Genomic DNA, 14,539 nt, shown 5'->3' on the forward strand with positions numbered 1-14,539 from the left:
TGAATGGGGAACGAAACGGGCCAAGATCGAACAGAGGTGAAGGGTACAGCGGCGCGGGGCCCGGGATCGACCGACCCCGGGCCCCGCGAAATCCGTACGACAGCCGCTACAGCAGGCGCTACAACGGCCGCCGCATCAGCCGCTTTTACGCGGGCTTCTCCTCAAGGCGCGGGAACAGCACCGCGCCCTTGGTGACCTTCGCACCCGGGGCCAGCCGACCCCAGGCGCCCGCGTCCTGGACGCGCCGTCCTTCGAGCGCGCCGAGCGAGGCCTCGGCGCCGAGTGAGTCCCACAGCTTCTGCGAGGTGTCCGGCATCACCGCGTTGAGCAGCACCGCGACCCCGCGCAGCGACTCGGCCGCCGTGTACAGGATCGTCGCGAGCCGGGCTTGGCCCTCGGCGGATTCGTCCTTGGCGACCTTCCACGGCTCCTGCTCCGTGAGGTAGCCGTTGACCTGCTTCACGAAGTCGAAGACGGCCAGGATGCCGCCCTGGAAGTCGAGTTCGTCGCCGATGCGCCGGTCGGCCTCGGCGGCCGTCTTCGCGAGACCGTCCTGAAGAGCCTTCTCCGCGTCGCCGTCGGCCGTCGCGGCGGGCAGCTCGCCGCCGAAGTACTTGCCGACCATCGCCGCCACCCGGGACGCCAAGTTGCCGTAGTCATTGGCGAGTTCGGAGGTGTAGCGGGCGGTGAAGTCCTCCCACGAGAACGAGCCGTCCTGGCCGAACGCGATCGCCCGCAGGAAGTACCAGCGGTAGGCGTCCACGCCGAAGTGCGAGGTGAGGTCCTGCGGCTTGATGCCGGTCAGATTGGACTTCGACATCTTCTCGCCGCCGACCATCAGCCAGCCGTTGGCTGCGACCTTGCCCGGCACCGGCAGCCCGTTGGCCATCAGCATCGCGGGCCAGATGATCGCGTGGAAGCGCAGGATGTCCTTGCCGACGAGGTGCACGTTCGCCGGGAAGACCTCGTCGAACCGGGCCTGGTCGGCGCCGTACCCGACCGCCGTCGCGTAGTTGAGCAGCGCGTCCACCCACACGTAGATGACGTGCTTGGGGTCCCACGGCACCGGCACGCCCCAGTCGAACGTCGACCGCGAGATCGACAGGTCCTGAAGCCCCTGCCGCACGAAGTTCAGCACCTCGTTGCGGGCCGACTCGGGCTGGATGAACCCGGGGTTCGCCTCGTAGAACTCAAGGAGCTTCGGACCGTACTCGCTCAGCTTGAAGAAGTAGTTCTCCTCCTTGAGGAGTTCCACCGGCTTCTTGTGGATGGCGCACAGCTCGGTGCCGTCCTCGGCCTTGATCAGGTCGCCGGGGAGCTTGTACTCCTCGCAGCCCACGCAGTACGGGCCCTCGTAGCCGCCCGGGTAGATCTCGCCCTTGTCGTACAGGTCCTGCACGAACTCCTGCACCCGGTCGGTGTGCCGCTTCTCGGTGGTGCGGATGAAGTCGTCGTTGGCGATGCCCAGGTGCTCCCACAGCGGCTGCCACGCCTCGCCCACCAGCTTGTCGCACCACTCCTGCGGGGTGACGCCGTTCGCCTCGGCCGTACGCATGATCTTCTGGCCGTGCTCGTCGGTACCCGTGAGGTACCAGACCTTCTCGCCGCGCTGCCGGTGCCAGCGCGTGAGCACGTCACCGGCGACGGTGGTGTAGGCGTGGCCCAGGTGCGGGGCGTCGTTGACGTAGTAGATGGGCGTCGAAACGTAGTACGTCGGCGAAGGCATGCGCGGAATCCTATCGGCCGCGGTGGGCCCGGCCGCCCGGGATGTCCGGATGGTGGGCGGCGGCGGAGAGGGGGCAGGCCCTTCGAGCCGGGGGCGGGCCCGGGCCCGCCCGTCGTGCGCTCCATCGCCCTCGCGCACGGCGGTACGGTCACGGCGTCGCCCGGCGCGGAAGGCGGGCTCGCCGTGACCGTGTCACTGCCGAAGGCTGCTAACTCCCGGGGCGGAACGAGTGGAGCAGCCCGGCGTAGACCTCGGCGTCGCTCAGCTCGCGCGGCGCGGGGCCCGCATGGAAGAACCCGATGTGCCCGGCGTCGGCCTCCGCGGTGCGCAGGAAGTCGAAGGCCTTCGAGTCGTCCTCGCCGAACGCCACGAACTGCCAGTACAGCGGCTTGTCGGCGACATCGGCGAGCGCCTGGCGGGCGGGCAGCTTGGCGTCGGGGGCGCCGTCGGTCTGGAACACCACGAGCACCGGTCCCTCGTGCCCCGCCTTCTCGACGTGCAGGGCGACCTCCTCGACGGCCCGGTGGTAGCTGGTGCGGCCAAGGCGCCCGAGCCCGGCGTGCGTCTCGTCCACGACACCCTCGTACGCGTCGAGGGTGAGGTCCACCGACCCGTCGATGTCAGTCGAGAAGAACACGGTGTGCACGGTGGCCTCCTCGTCCAGATGCGCGGCCAGCGCCAGCACCTGCTCGGCGAGACCCTGTGCGCTGCCGTCCTTGTAGTACGGCCGCATCGACCCGGACCGGTCGAGCACGAGGTACACCTTGGCGCGCGCCCCGCCGAGCCCCGCCTTCTTGAGCGCGACCCCGGCGGCCTTGTACGCCCCGCCGAGCCCGGGCGCCCGAGACTTCACCCGCGCGGGGGAGAGGACGGGCTTGGGCTTGTCGGCTACGACGGGGTCGGGGTCCGGGTCCGCGATGGGTTCGGGCTCGGGGTCCGCTTCCGTTTCCGCTTCCGCCGGTACGGGGGTGGGCTCGGGCTCGACCACGGGCTCGGCGACGGGCCCGGCTTCGGCTTCCGCCGCGACGGGCTCCGGCTCCGCAGCCACGGGCTCGGGCTCGGCTTCCAGTTGCACGGGCTCGGGCTCGGGGGCCGGGGCCTCCGGCTCCTCAACCTGCACCGGCTCCGGCTCAGCCACCCGCTCCGGCTCGGCGACCGGCTCAGCCACCTGTACCGGCTCCTCAACCTGCACCGGTTCAGCCACCGGATCGGCCACCTGTACCCGCTCGGCCACCTGTACCCGCTCGGCCACCGGCTCCGGCTCGGCCTCCGTCCGGGGCTGAGGCACGTCCACAGTCGGTTCGGGGGTGGGTTCCGGGGTGGGTTCGGCGGACGCCGTCTCCGGGGTGGGCGGCTCCGCCGGGTGGGACGGGGACGGGATCGGCGGGCGCGGCCCGTCGAAGGCGGCGGCGACGAGTTCCTCCGCCGGGGACAGGTCGCGACGCCCCGGCGCCGGAACGGTGGGCGCTGACGCCTCGGTAGTGGCCGGTGCCGAGACGGGCTCAGCGGCGGCCGGTGCCGAGGAAGGCTCGGCCGTGCGTTCCGTCTGGGGCGGTACGGAAGCCGCCGCCGTCTCGGCACGCTCCGCGCGATCGCGTCCGAACACCTTGCGCAGCAAGCTCCGAATGCCCATGGGCGAGGCCTTTCGCATGAGTTGGGTGCGATACGTACCGCACTGCGCCACAGCTCCGGGATTGGCGCCCCGGGATCGCTGGCCAGCGCGGACACGTAAGGTTAGCGACCCTCCCGGGCGATTCCGGGAAGGGGCCGGTTCCCGCCCCGGATGCGTCGTCGCGGGGTGCTACTTCCCGCCCTGTTCGCGCCAGCGCGCGATCTGCCGGGCCGGGTCGCCGGTGTACGCCCAGGGCACCTTGGCGACCCGCTCCCCGAGCAGGGCGACCAGGTCCGCGCCCTCGCGGGTGAGGCCCGCGCAACAGGCGGCGTGGGCAAGGTAGTTGAGCTCGGCAGCCTCCTCGGAACGGATCGGGCTCGGCGGCCGGCCGCCGAGCCAGCGGTCGTAGGTGCGGCGGAGCTCGGTCACCGCGAGCTCGTGGTTCCAGTGCTGTCCGAAGCCCCGGACCGGCGTGCCCTTGGCGGCGTCGGCGACATAGCGGTACTCCTCCAGTCGGGCGATCTGTGCCAGGACCGGCAACGGCGACCCGGCCGGGGCGGCGCCCGCCGCGTCCCGCGCGAAGTCGTACATCGAGCCGTGCGTGCCGTGCCAGCGGGCGGAGAAGTAGCGCAGCAGCTGGACGTGGCCTTCGAGGTGGTACGGGTCGCGGCGGCGCAACTCCTCCCACCAGGATCGCAGTTCCCGCCGGGCCACCCCGCCGTCGTACAGCCGCACCACGGCGAGCAGCGAGGCCCAGGGCATCGGGTCGGCAGGGTGGGCGTCGGCCGCGCCGAGGCAGGCCATCACGGCCACGTCGATGCGGTCCCGGTCGGCCCCGGCGCCGCGACCGGCCGCGATGGCACCGTTGAACACCCGGGTGACCTCGGTCGCGGCCCGCAGCACCGCCGCGTCCGGGCTGTCCGGTTCGGCGGCCCGCCACGCCTCGACGACGGACGAGCCCGCGGCGGCGTTCGCGAGCAGCCGGATCCGGTGGGTGCGCAGCGGCCAGTCGTCGCCGGTGGCCCGCAGCAGATCGCGTACGCCCTGCCAGCGGCCGATGACGATGTCGTGCCGGGCCTCGGTGAGCGGCCGGTCGCCCAGATCGGGGTCGAAGCGTACGGCCTGCTTCCGGTCGAAGCGGCGGCGCAGTGCGGCCATCCGCGTACCGCCTCTCAGAAGTCGGTGGGCAGGCCCGCGCCCGCGTAGCCGGGCGTCGGCGTACGGGAGCCGGGGTGTCCGCCGTCGGCGTCGGCCCGGGTCGCGTCGAGGCGCGCTGGACGGTAGTACGCGCTGCCCTGGCGCCAGTACCAGAGCATCGGGACGACTCCGACGAGCAGGCTGCCGAGGCCGATGGCGACGGCCGCGTCGCTGAGCCGGGTCAGCGAGGCGCCGAACACGCAGAACATGAAGACCGAGCCGAGCAGCGGCCAGGCCCCGCCGAGCAGGAAGGAGCTGATGGACTCGGTGAGGGTGCGGCGGTAGGCGACGACGGCGGCGAGGCCCGCGAGGCCGTAGTACAGGGTGGTCTGGAGGCCGATCGCGGCGAGCGCGTCGGCCATGATGTCCGCGACCGAGCCGAGCGCGTTGGCGGCGACGAACAGCACGAGCGCGACCGCGCCGACGACGGTGATCGCCACCCAGGGGGTGTTCCACCGCCGGTGTACGGTGCCGAGCGCGCCCGGCATCGTCCGGTCGCGGCCCATCGCGAACAGGGAGCGGGTCACCTGGATGAGGGTGGTCTCCAGGGTGGCGATGGTGGAGAGCACCACGGCGAGGACCATGAGCCTGCCGCCGGCGCCGGGCCAGATCCGCTCGCCGAGCACGGCGAGCACATTGGACTGGTGGGCACGGATCTCGCCGCTGGTCAGCAGGACGTTCACGGCGACGGTGAAGGCGGCGAACAGGGCGAAGACGAGTCCGACTCCGATCAGGGCTGCGAGCCCGGCGGTGCGGCGGCTGTCGCGGGTCTCCTCGCTGAGGTTGCTGGTGACGTCCCAGCCCCAGTAGTAGAACGCGGCGATGAGGGTGCCGGCGGCGAAGTCGGACACGCTGTCGAAGTGGCCGAACCCGAGCCAGCCCCAGTCGAAGGCGACGACCCCGCCGCCGTCCCCGATACGGATCAGCGCGCCCGCGCCGAACCCGGCCAGAATCACCAACTCCGCTCCGGAGACGAGGAGTTGGGCTCGTGCCGAGAGCCGGGCCCCGCCGAGCACCACACCCAGCATGAGCAGGAACCAGCCCGCCCCGGTGGCGGTGGCCAGGGCGGTGTTCTGGGCGAGCGCGGGGTCGAACAGGCCGAGGGTCAGCTGCCCGGCGGGCAGCGATCCGGCCACCATGAAGATGGTCGCGGCGGCGACGAGCGCCCAGCCGCTGAGGAAGCCGAGGAAGGGGTGCAGGGTGCGGCCGACCCAGGAGTAGGCGGCCCCCGCGTTGACGTCGATCCGGCCGAGCCGCCCGAAGGCGAGCACGATGCCGAGCATGGGTATCGCGCAGTACAGCAGCGCGGCCGGGCCGGCGAGCCCGACGGCGCTCACGAGTACGGCGCTGGTGGCGGCCAGCGAATAGGCGGGCGCGCTGCCCGCGACCGCCATGACAACGGTGTCGAACGGGGAGAGGGCGTTGGGCTGAAGCCCTCTGCCGCTGGTGCTGCTGCTCATGGCCCGAACATCCTTTGACGGTTAGACATATGGCGGTATGTCAGAAACCTCGCCTCCGCCGCACCGAGCAGCACTTCACTGAGCGCCCTTCACTGAGCGCGTTCACCGAGCACCGCACCGAGCACACCGAGCACACCGCGCCGGGCGCACCGAAAGCCGACCGCATCGTAGTCCGCCGGGGCGGGGTCCCGGTCAGCCCGGCCGCCCCCGCTCGCCCGCCCACCCCCGCTGTCCCAGCCATTCCCGGTAGGCGGGCGCGGCCGACGCCGCCTCCCAGTACGCCGATGCCAAGTCGGCGCCCACCCCGGCCAGTTCGCCCCCGTACGCCCCGCTCCGTACCGCGAGCAGCAGCCGCACCCCCAGCGGGTCGCCCCGCAGCGGGCGGATGGCGAGGTCGGGGCGGGGGCGGGAGGTGGGCTGGCAGAAGGTGACGACCTCGCCGGTGGCGACCAGGCCCGCCGCCGTCAGGTAATCGCCGTGCAGGACTCGGGGGTTGAGGCCGGCCGCGGAGAGCACCCGGCGCAGGCCCTCCCACTCGCCGTCCACGCTGGGGTCGATCATCCACGGGTCGGCGGCGAGGTCGGCCAGGTCCACGACGGGCCGGTGGGCCGCCGGGTGGTCGACGGCCAGGCACACGAACTGCGGCTCGCGTTCCACCAGGGTGTGGATGTCCAGGCCCGGCGGTACCGGCAGCGGGCAGCCCTCCACCTCGTGGACGAAGGCCACGTCGAGCTCGCCCGCCGCGACCTGCCGCAGCAGCGCGGTGGCCGACACCGCCACCCGGAGTTCGGTCTCGGTGCGCGGCAGCCGTTCGCGCAGGCGGCGCAGCCAGCCGGGGATGGCGCGGTTCGCGGTGGAGCCGATGCGCAGCCGGTTGCCGTCGGCGGCGCGGGCCGCGGCGGCCCGGGTCTCGGTGACCAGCGCGGTCAGCCCGGCGAGCAGCGGCCGGGCCCGGCCGACCACGCCCCGGCCGAGCGCGGTGGGCACGCAGCCGGTCCGCTCGCGCGAGAATAGCGTCCCGCCCAGCGTGCTCTCGATGCGGCGCAGTTGGGTGGTCAGAGCGGGCTGGCTCGTACCGAGCGTCCGCGCGGCGCCGTGCAGACTGCCGGCGTCGGCGATGGCGCACAGCAGCCGCAGATGTCTCACCTCCAGCTCCATGGGCTGAGGTTAGGACGCGCCAATTCCTCGCACCAGACGTTCAAAACCCCTCCGATACACGGGAGTTGTCGCAGACCGGCATCATTGCCGTGTGCCGCCGCGACCTGCCCGGGCCCGATCCACCGGGGACACTCCCGGCCCCTCTGGCAGCATGGGGGGATGCCGAGCGTCTCTCCCCGTCGTCCCTGCCCGTTCTGCGGCCGTGCCGTTGCCGTGGTGGCGGGCCGGTATGTGCGGCACGATCCCCGTACCCGGGAGGGCGGCGGGCTGACGCTCTGTCCCGGCTCCAAGCGCCGGGCCCCCGCCGACGCCTCCCAGCGGACCCTGGACGGTTTCGAACTCGCCCCGTTTCCGGGCCAGTTGCCCCTCTTCTGATGCCGAGACGGTGACGTCGGCGGCGGTGCACCGGCCCGGCGGAGCGGTCAGCCGTCAGTGGTGTTGGCTGTGGCGGCTCTTGAGCGTCAGGGCGTCGGAGAACGTCTCGATGCTCGTGGTGCGGTTTCCGGGGAGGGCTTCGGCCAGCAGGGTGTGGTAGGCGTCGGGCCGGAACTCGGCGAGGGGAAGGTAGCCGCCGCGGACGTAGCTGGTGGGGGCGCCGTGGCCCTTGCCGTCCGTGCCGTCGACCCGGCCCGCGTACGTGTGCGGGCCCTTGGTCATCACATCGGTGAACGTGTTCGTGAGCGGGGCCATCATCGCCGGGGTGATGCCGTACCGGCCGGTGAGGTACAGCTGGTGGAGGCCCGCGCAGTCCAGGCTGCCGTGGTTGGAGTCCTCGCCGCCCGGCTGCGAGGGGGAGTAGCCCCAGTTGTCGGCCGGAGTGCCCTTGGGGTCGGTGTACTTGTGGGCCGCGGAGAAGAACCAGTCCACGCTGGTCTTCACCAGCCGGTCGTAGCGCGCGACGCGCTGGGCGTCGTCGGCCAGGATCTGGTGCGCGGCCGCCAGGTTCGAGAAGCCGTAGTCGAACATCATCTGCTGGTTCCACGGCACCGGCTTGCCGCCCATGTAAGGCGAATCCTTCGCGAAGTACTGCCGGTCGCCGTGGGAGACGTCGAGCAGTCGCGCCAGGATGTGCCGGTCGACGGCTGCATCCGCTTCCGCGACGAACTTCTTCGCTCGGTCGAGGTAGGTGGCGCCGTATCCGTGCGGGTCGCCGATCGCCACCGGGTTGTGCCAGACCGCGGGCGTCTGGAGGATCTCCCGGGCGCAGTTGCCGAGGTGGCCGACCGGGTCGCCCTGCTCGCCGCCGGTGCCGATGGGCTGAGCGGTGACGTTGTTCGGCCAGGCGGGGTCGACCTTGCCGGTCCAGAGGGTGTGTCCGCCGACCGGGCCGGGGGCGAGGTCGTCGCGCTCGGCGAGCACCGCGTCGCAGAAGCCGGTCATCCGGTCGAGCACCGCCGTGTCGTGGGAGACCTCGTAGACCCTCCCCATGGCTTTGACCGCTTGCCCGCTGCCGCCCTGGGCCCAGTTGTTGCCGATGTCGTCCTTGGCCGGGGTGAGGGCCTGGACGTATGCCTTGAACGAGGTGATCTCGTTCGGCGTCACCGGGCCGTCCGGGCCGTCGATCCGCAGCACCGGGCCTTTGGCGGACGGCTTGTCGGACGACGGGTCGTCGCCCGGCTGCCCCTCGGCCGGATCGCCGGCCGTCGACGGCTGTGCGGCGGGCTTTGTGCCGTCATCCGATCCCGTCAGCAGAATGCCGAGTGCGATCGAGGTGCCGAGTACGCAGATCAGCGCCACACACCCCAGGACTATCTTGACTGGATTGCTTCTCACACCTCGGTTGAGGGTGTCCGCGCCTCGCCGGTTGCCCGTGGGACGGGAACTCGCGCCGGGAGGGCCCGAATTCGGCGCGCGCTCAAGACGGGGCTCGAATGAAGAAGGGGCTTGAATTCTCCAAGGGGGCGCCCGGCTCTCAGGTGTTGGGCGACGCGATGGCCCGGGCCGCCCGCACCTCCTGCCGCAACGGTGCCAGCACCCCCTCCTCGTCCCCCGCCAGTTCCGCCCGCACTTCCACAAGGGTCACGCTCTCCCGCAGCCCCTGGGCCAGTTCGCGCAGTTCCACCGCGATCTCCGTGACCTCGCCCGGCGCGGGCGGCGGCGCGCCGTGGTTGACGCGGACCCGCGCCGCCGTCGTCGCGTCGACGATCCGCTCGACCGCCACGACGAGCGGCAACCACGCCGCCGCCCGCGGCCCGGTGGGCGGCGGCTCCGTCAACGCCCGCTGGAATTCGCTGCGTACGGTCGACAGATCGCGGTACAGGCGGCGCCGGTGGCGGACCCGCTCCGTCCGGTCGCCCACGGAGCCGAACGCGTACTCCACGTAGTCCGCCGTCGCCGCCACCGCGTCCGCGAGCCGTGCGCCGATCCGGGTGTGCCAGCTCTCGGGCCACAGCAGATAGCCCGCGACGAGGGCGATCGCGCAGCCGATGAGGCTGTCCCACAGGCGGGGCAGGACCAGATTGAAGCCCTGGTGGTTCAGTACGTCCGAGAGCAGCAGGATCACCGGGGTGATCGCCGCGGTCTGGAAGGCGTAGCCCTTCGCCGAGAACGCCGGGATCAGCGCCGCGAGCACCGCCAGCACCGGCACGTCCCACCAGCCGAGCGGCACCTCGGCGAGCACGGCGGCGGCGATGAGGAGGCCGCCCGCGGTGCCGATCGCCCGCATCAGGGCGCGCGCGAAGACCGAACCGAAGTCGGGCTTGAGGACGAAGACGATGGTCAGCGCGACCCAGTACGAGCGCTCGACCGGGATCACCGACACCAGCACCTGCGCGAGGCCCATGCACAGGGCGAGCCGGAGTCCGTAGCGCCAGGACGCGCCGGACAGCAGTACGTTGCGGGCCGCGCGGCGCACCCGGATGCGCAGCGCCGCGGGCCGGCCGAGCCGGTCGTCGACGTTGGACTGGTCGGGGTCGGGGTGGTGGACCACGGCGGAGGCGTGCCGCAGCGCGCTGTCCATGGCCCGCTCGGCGGGGGTCGCGGGGGCGGGCAGAGCCAGCTCGGGGGTGTCGGTGCGGCCCTGGTCCACCGAGTCCGCCAACTGCCGTACGGCCGCCGGGATCGCGGCGTCCACGCCCCAGCCGCGCAGGTGCACGGCGGGGGCCGCCTCCACGAGCGGGATCACCACGTTGAGCTGGGCGAGCAGCCGCACCAGCTCCCCGCGCCTGCCGTGTTCGCGGGCGCGGCGGCCGAGGATGAGGTCGTAGGTGGTGTTGAGGGACTGGGTGACCGCCTGGCGTTTGGTGTCGTACGCGTCGGTCGCGGCGGCCTCGATGGCTTCGGCGACCGCGCGGTAGGTCCCGGCGACGGCGGCGCGTTCGGGTTCGGTGCGCCGCAGCGGCCAGCCGAGCAGGCTCAGGAGCAGCACGAACAGGCCGCCGAGGCTGAGCAGGAGCGGCGCCTTCCACCAGGGGCCCGGCATCGGCAGCCCCGCGCCGACCACCGCGTTCAGGAGCAGCAGCAGTCCGGAGACCGAGGCGACCGCGCCGATCGAGGAGATCATCCCGGAGACCAGCGCGACCAGGGTCAGCGCGCCGACGGCGAGCCAGCCGTGGCCGAAGACGAGGCTGCCGACGGTCACGCCGAGCGCGCCGAAGAGCTGCGGCACGGCGATGTTGTAGATCCGCATCCGGTACGCGTCGGCGGTGTCGCCGATGACTGCGCTGAGCCCGCCCATGGAGGCGAGCGCCCCGTACGCGGCCTGCCCGGTCGCCATCCCCACGGCCAGCGGCGCGGCAAGCGCGATCGCGGCCCGGGCGACGGCGGGCCAGGGGATGGGGGTGGGGGCTGGCCGCAGCCCGCCGATGAGCCATTCCGGCGGCGCGAGCCGCCCGTGCCGTACGCCGTCCCCCGCCCGCTTCTGGTCAGCCATGACCACACGACACCGTAAAAAGATCACTTGGTGCAAACGGGACGCCCAACAGAACCGTAAATGTTGTCCACAGCCTGTGGATAATTTTTACGGTTCCGCCCACGGGGTTTGCTGCTCTGTACACGGGGTGTGCGTTTCCGCCGACCGGGCTGCCGCCCACGGGCTCACGCATCCGCCCATCCGTTCAACGGCTCCGCGGGGTTCGCGGCACCGCCGTTTCCGGATCATTCCCGAATCGCACGGCGAAGACCGTCTTGCCGCGCGCGCCGCCCGAGCGGTTCTGCGCGAGGGCCTGCGGGGCTTTCTCCAGGGGGAGTTCGGCGTCGACCGGCACTTTCAGATCGCCCGTGGCGGCCGCCGCGGCGAGCGTGTCGAGCAGCGCCGCCGAGGCCTTGAGCCCGAAGTTCACGGCCTCGACCCCGGCCGGGACGAGCGCCGGGTCGGCGACGTACCGGGTGGTCAGGGCGGTCCCGCCGGGGCGGACGAGGCGGGCGTGCGCGGCGAAGGCGTCCGGGGTGGACGAGACGAGGTCGACCACGGCGTCGACGCCCTCCGGGTACTGTGCGCGCACCCGGGACTCCAGCGGCTCCTCCGTCGTGTCCACGGTGGTGGCGGCGCCGAGTTTGGCCATCCGCTCCCGCTCGTCGCCCCGCACCGCCGCGATCACCCGCACCTCGCGGGCCGCCGCGAGCTGGGTCAGCACGCTGCCGACGCCGCCCGCCGCGCCCACGATCAGCAGGCTCTGTCCGGGCCGCAGCACGGCTCCGTTCTGCAGGATCTGCGCGGCGGTCATGCCCGAGGTGGGCAGCGTGGCCGCGGTCCGCAGATCGAGGGTGTCGGGCACCCCGGCCAGCGCGGAGTCCTGCGGCACGGTCACGTACTCCGCGTACGTCCCGGCGCCCACCGGCGGCCGCGACACCTGCCCGTACACCCGGTCGCCCACCACGAAGCGGTGCTCGCCGGGCCCGACCACATCGACGCGCCCGGCGAAGTCCACGCCCATGACCAGCGGGAACACATGCGGGGCCTGCCCGTCGAGCAGGCCGTCGGCGACCTTCCAGTCGTACGGGTTGAGCGCGGCGAACTCGACCTTCACCAGGATCTCGCCCGCGCCGGGCTCCGGTTTGGGCACGTGGACGAGCGCGGGCTCGGCCTTGAAGGCCGCGACGGCGACAGCGCGCATACGGGTACGCCTCCTGCTCGCCCCCCTGGGCTCCTACGATCCTGACCCGCCGGGCCGGGCCCCGCACGTCGGCGCTATCCGTACAGGCCCAGCCGCACGAGCAGTGCGCGGTGGTCGGTGCCGCGCAGCTTCAGGAAGCGCGCGGAGGTCGCCTTGAAGTCGCCGCTCACCAGGACGTGGTCGATCTGGGTGCGCAGCGGGGTGGTGCGGTCGGCGGGCCAGGAGTAGGCGCGCGACTGCCCGGTGAGCCGCGCGCTGTCGTGCAGGGCGCCCGCGTCGAGCACGGACCGGAACAGGGCGTGGTCCTGGGTGGCGTTGAAGTCCCCGGCGAGGATGACGCTCTGCCCCTTCGCGGATTTCGCGAACTCCCTTACCCGGCCCAGCTCTTGATGCCATTTGCCCTCGTCGCCGGGCAGCGGCGGCGAGGGGTGCGCGAGCTGGATCCGCACGTCCCGCCCGCCGATGGTGGCCACCGCACCGGGCATGGCCATCACGGACGGGATGGGCTCGGTGGCCCGGAGCGGAAACCGGCTGAGGACGGCCGACCCCGAGGAGCCGTCCTCACGTACGACATCGCGGTACGGATAGTCGGCCTTCGACAGCTCGGCGGCGAGCGCGTCGGAGCACCGGAAGCTGCATTCCTCCACGAACACCAGGTCCGGCTGCTCGCGCTTGACGGTGGCGATCAGATCGTCCGTCGCCCACCCGAACTCGGTGTTGGACGTGAGGACTTTGAACTCCGCGAGGATCGCGCCCTTGGGCTTGGTGGTCTCGGCGCCGTACGGCTGGGTGTACCACCCGGTGACCGCGAGCACCGCGACGCCCCACACCATGCCGGTACGCCACCGGCCGAGCGCGGTGAGCGCGAGCCCCGCGCCGGCGGGCACGAGCAGCCAGGGCAGAAAGGCGAGGGCCTGCGGCACGGGCGTGACCCCGTCCGAATCGGCGGCCCGGCACCCCACCACCGCACTGACCCCGGCGAGCAGCAGCCCCCCGAGCAGCCCGGACACCCACCGCCACGGATGCCGCCGCCCGACTTCCCCGACCGTCCGGTCCGGCCCGGTCCCGGTGTCCAAGGTGTCCAAGGCATACCCCCAACCCGGCCGGACGGCCAGACGCCCGAATCCTCCCGCAAAGACGACGGGGGGTGGGGGAGGGTTGCCCGTCCTTTGACCTAGTACGCCACGACCTTGCCGACTCCGCCCAGGGCCTGGGTGGCACGCTGGCTGATCTGCCACAGCTGGCCTTCGCGGTTGCTGACGTAGATCCAGCCGTTGACGGTGTCCAGCGCGAGGCCCTCGCACGTCCCCAGGCCGGTGGCCACCACGCGGTACGCGCCGTCCGAGAGGGTGATCTCGTACAGGCGACCGCCCGTGTGGTCGATGGTGTACGCCCGGCCGGCGCCGTCGAGGGCCACGCGGAGGGCGCTCGCCGGGGAGAGGTTGGTCAGGGTGCGGTAGGTGCGCGCGGCCAGGTCGACCTCGTACAGCTGGCCGCCGTTGTCCTTCCGGCCGACGTACGCCTTGCCCCGCCCGTCCAGCGCCACTCCGCCGATGCCCTGCCCCATGCCGGAGACGATCGTGGTCTTCTGTCCGCCCGGCAGATCGACGGCGTACAGGATCCCGTCGGCCCAGCTGGCGACGTAGGCCTTGCCCGCCGCGAGCCCGACGCCGCCCGCGCCCGATACGTCGGCGATCTTGCGGGAGGAGCCCTTGGACAGGTCCACCGCGAGCAGGCGCGCGCCGCCGTAGTCGGTGGCGTAGGCCGTGCCCTGGCCGTCCAGTTGCACATCGCCGATGTCGCCCAGGTTGATCGCGACCGGGCGCTGGGCGCCGGTGTCGAGCTTCACCGCGGACAGCTTCGCGCCGCCCCGGTCGGAGACGTACACCGTGTTGAGCGACGGGTCGACCGCCAGGCCTTCGGACGTTCCCAGACCCGTCGCGATGAGGGTGTAGCCCCGCCGGTTGCCGATGAGCTTCGACAGGTCTTCGAGCTTCGGCATGTCGTCCTCGCCGATGCTCACCTTCGGAGGTCCGAACGCCTTCGTGGTCGCCCCGGCCATGGTGGAGGTCGAACCGGGGTCTTCGGAGACCTGGCGCTGCGCGGCGGCCGCGCCCTGGGCGTTCTGGAAGAGCGGGCCCAGGAAACCCATGACGTCGAACGCCCCGTGCGCGGTCTGGCGCACGAGCCACGGGTCGCGCTCGCTCTCCAGCTTGCGCACGGCGTCCGAGATGTCACCGAATCCCGGGGTGTCTTTGTTGAGCGCGTCGGCGGACTTGTCGGCGGAACCGGCCTGGTCTCCGCCGTTGTCGAAGATGTTCTTGAAGGACAT

At 72.4% G+C, this 14,539-nt stretch carries 11 protein-coding genes; 1 reads left to right on the forward strand and 10 read right to left on the reverse strand.

Annotation, left to right across the window (positions count from 1 at the left end):
• Positions 1 to 145 precede the first annotated feature (145 nt).
• The 5 genes from metG to ACIBK6_RS05665 form a co-directional block, all read right to left on the reverse strand.
• A complete protein-coding gene (gene metG, locus ACIBK6_RS05645; protein ID WP_399049030.1) occupies positions 146 to 1,726 on the reverse strand; it encodes a methionine--tRNA ligase in 1,581 nt (526 codons plus the stop codon).
• 208 nt (positions 1,727 to 1,934) lie between these two features.
• Positions 1,935 to 3,359: a VWA domain-containing protein gene (locus tag ACIBK6_RS05650; RefSeq protein WP_399049031.1), complete on the reverse strand. Its 1,425-nt coding sequence runs from the start codon at positions 3,357 to 3,359 to the stop codon at positions 1,935 to 1,937.
• 168 nt (positions 3,360 to 3,527) lie between these two features.
• Entirely contained in the window at positions 3,528 to 4,496 is a 969-nt protein-coding gene (locus tag ACIBK6_RS05655; RefSeq protein ID WP_399049033.1) for a hypothetical protein, read from the reverse strand.
• Positions 4,497 to 4,510: 14 nt separating this feature from the next.
• A complete protein-coding gene (locus tag ACIBK6_RS05660) occupies positions 4,511 to 5,995 on the reverse strand; it encodes an APC family permease (RefSeq protein ID WP_399049034.1) in 1,485 nt (494 codons plus the stop codon).
• Positions 5,996 to 6,187: 192 nt separating this feature from the next.
• Positions 6,188 to 7,153, reverse strand: a complete 966-nt coding sequence (locus tag ACIBK6_RS05665) for a LysR family transcriptional regulator (protein ID WP_399049035.1) — start codon at positions 7,151 to 7,153, stop codon at positions 6,188 to 6,190.
• Positions 7,154 to 7,312: 159 nt separating this feature from the next.
• Between ACIBK6_RS05665 and ACIBK6_RS05670 the strand changes: the two genes are divergently transcribed.
• Positions 7,313 to 7,528, forward strand: coding sequence for a hypothetical protein (locus ACIBK6_RS05670; protein WP_399049037.1), 216 nt, complete (start codon positions 7,313 to 7,315; stop codon positions 7,526 to 7,528).
• 54 nt (positions 7,529 to 7,582) lie between these two features.
• Here the strand turns inward: ACIBK6_RS05670 and ACIBK6_RS05675 are convergent, their stop codons facing one another.
• The 5 genes from ACIBK6_RS05675 to ACIBK6_RS05695 all read right to left on the reverse strand — a co-directional run bounded on the left by ACIBK6_RS05675 (position 7,583) and on the right by ACIBK6_RS05695 (position 14,539).
• Positions 7,583 to 8,926, reverse strand: a complete 1,344-nt coding sequence (locus tag ACIBK6_RS05675) for a hypothetical protein (RefSeq protein WP_399049039.1) — start codon at positions 8,924 to 8,926, stop codon at positions 7,583 to 7,585.
• 139 nt (positions 8,927 to 9,065) lie between these two features.
• Positions 9,066 to 11,024, reverse strand: coding sequence for an FUSC family protein (locus ACIBK6_RS05680; RefSeq protein ID WP_399049040.1), 1,959 nt, complete (start codon positions 11,022 to 11,024; stop codon positions 9,066 to 9,068).
• 184 nt (positions 11,025 to 11,208) lie between these two features.
• The gene (locus ACIBK6_RS05685) at positions 11,209 to 12,207 is read right to left on the reverse strand and encodes an NADP-dependent oxidoreductase (protein ID WP_399049042.1); all 999 of its coding nucleotides are present in this window, start codon (positions 12,205 to 12,207) and stop codon (positions 11,209 to 11,211) included.
• A gap of 74 nt (positions 12,208 to 12,281) precedes the next feature.
• The gene (locus tag ACIBK6_RS05690; RefSeq protein ID WP_399049315.1) at positions 12,282 to 13,283 is read right to left on the reverse strand and encodes an endonuclease/exonuclease/phosphatase family protein; all 1,002 of its coding nucleotides are present in this window, start codon (positions 13,281 to 13,283) and stop codon (positions 12,282 to 12,284) included.
• Positions 13,284 to 13,381: 98 nt separating this feature from the next.
• Complete coding sequence (locus tag ACIBK6_RS05695) at positions 13,382 to 14,539, reverse strand: hypothetical protein (RefSeq protein ID WP_399049044.1); 1,158 nt, start codon at positions 14,537 to 14,539, stop codon at positions 13,382 to 13,384.

Source organism: Streptomyces sp. NPDC050485 (assembly GCF_044458185.1).
Classification (GTDB): Bacteria; Actinomycetota; Actinomycetes; order Streptomycetales; family Streptomycetaceae; genus Streptomyces.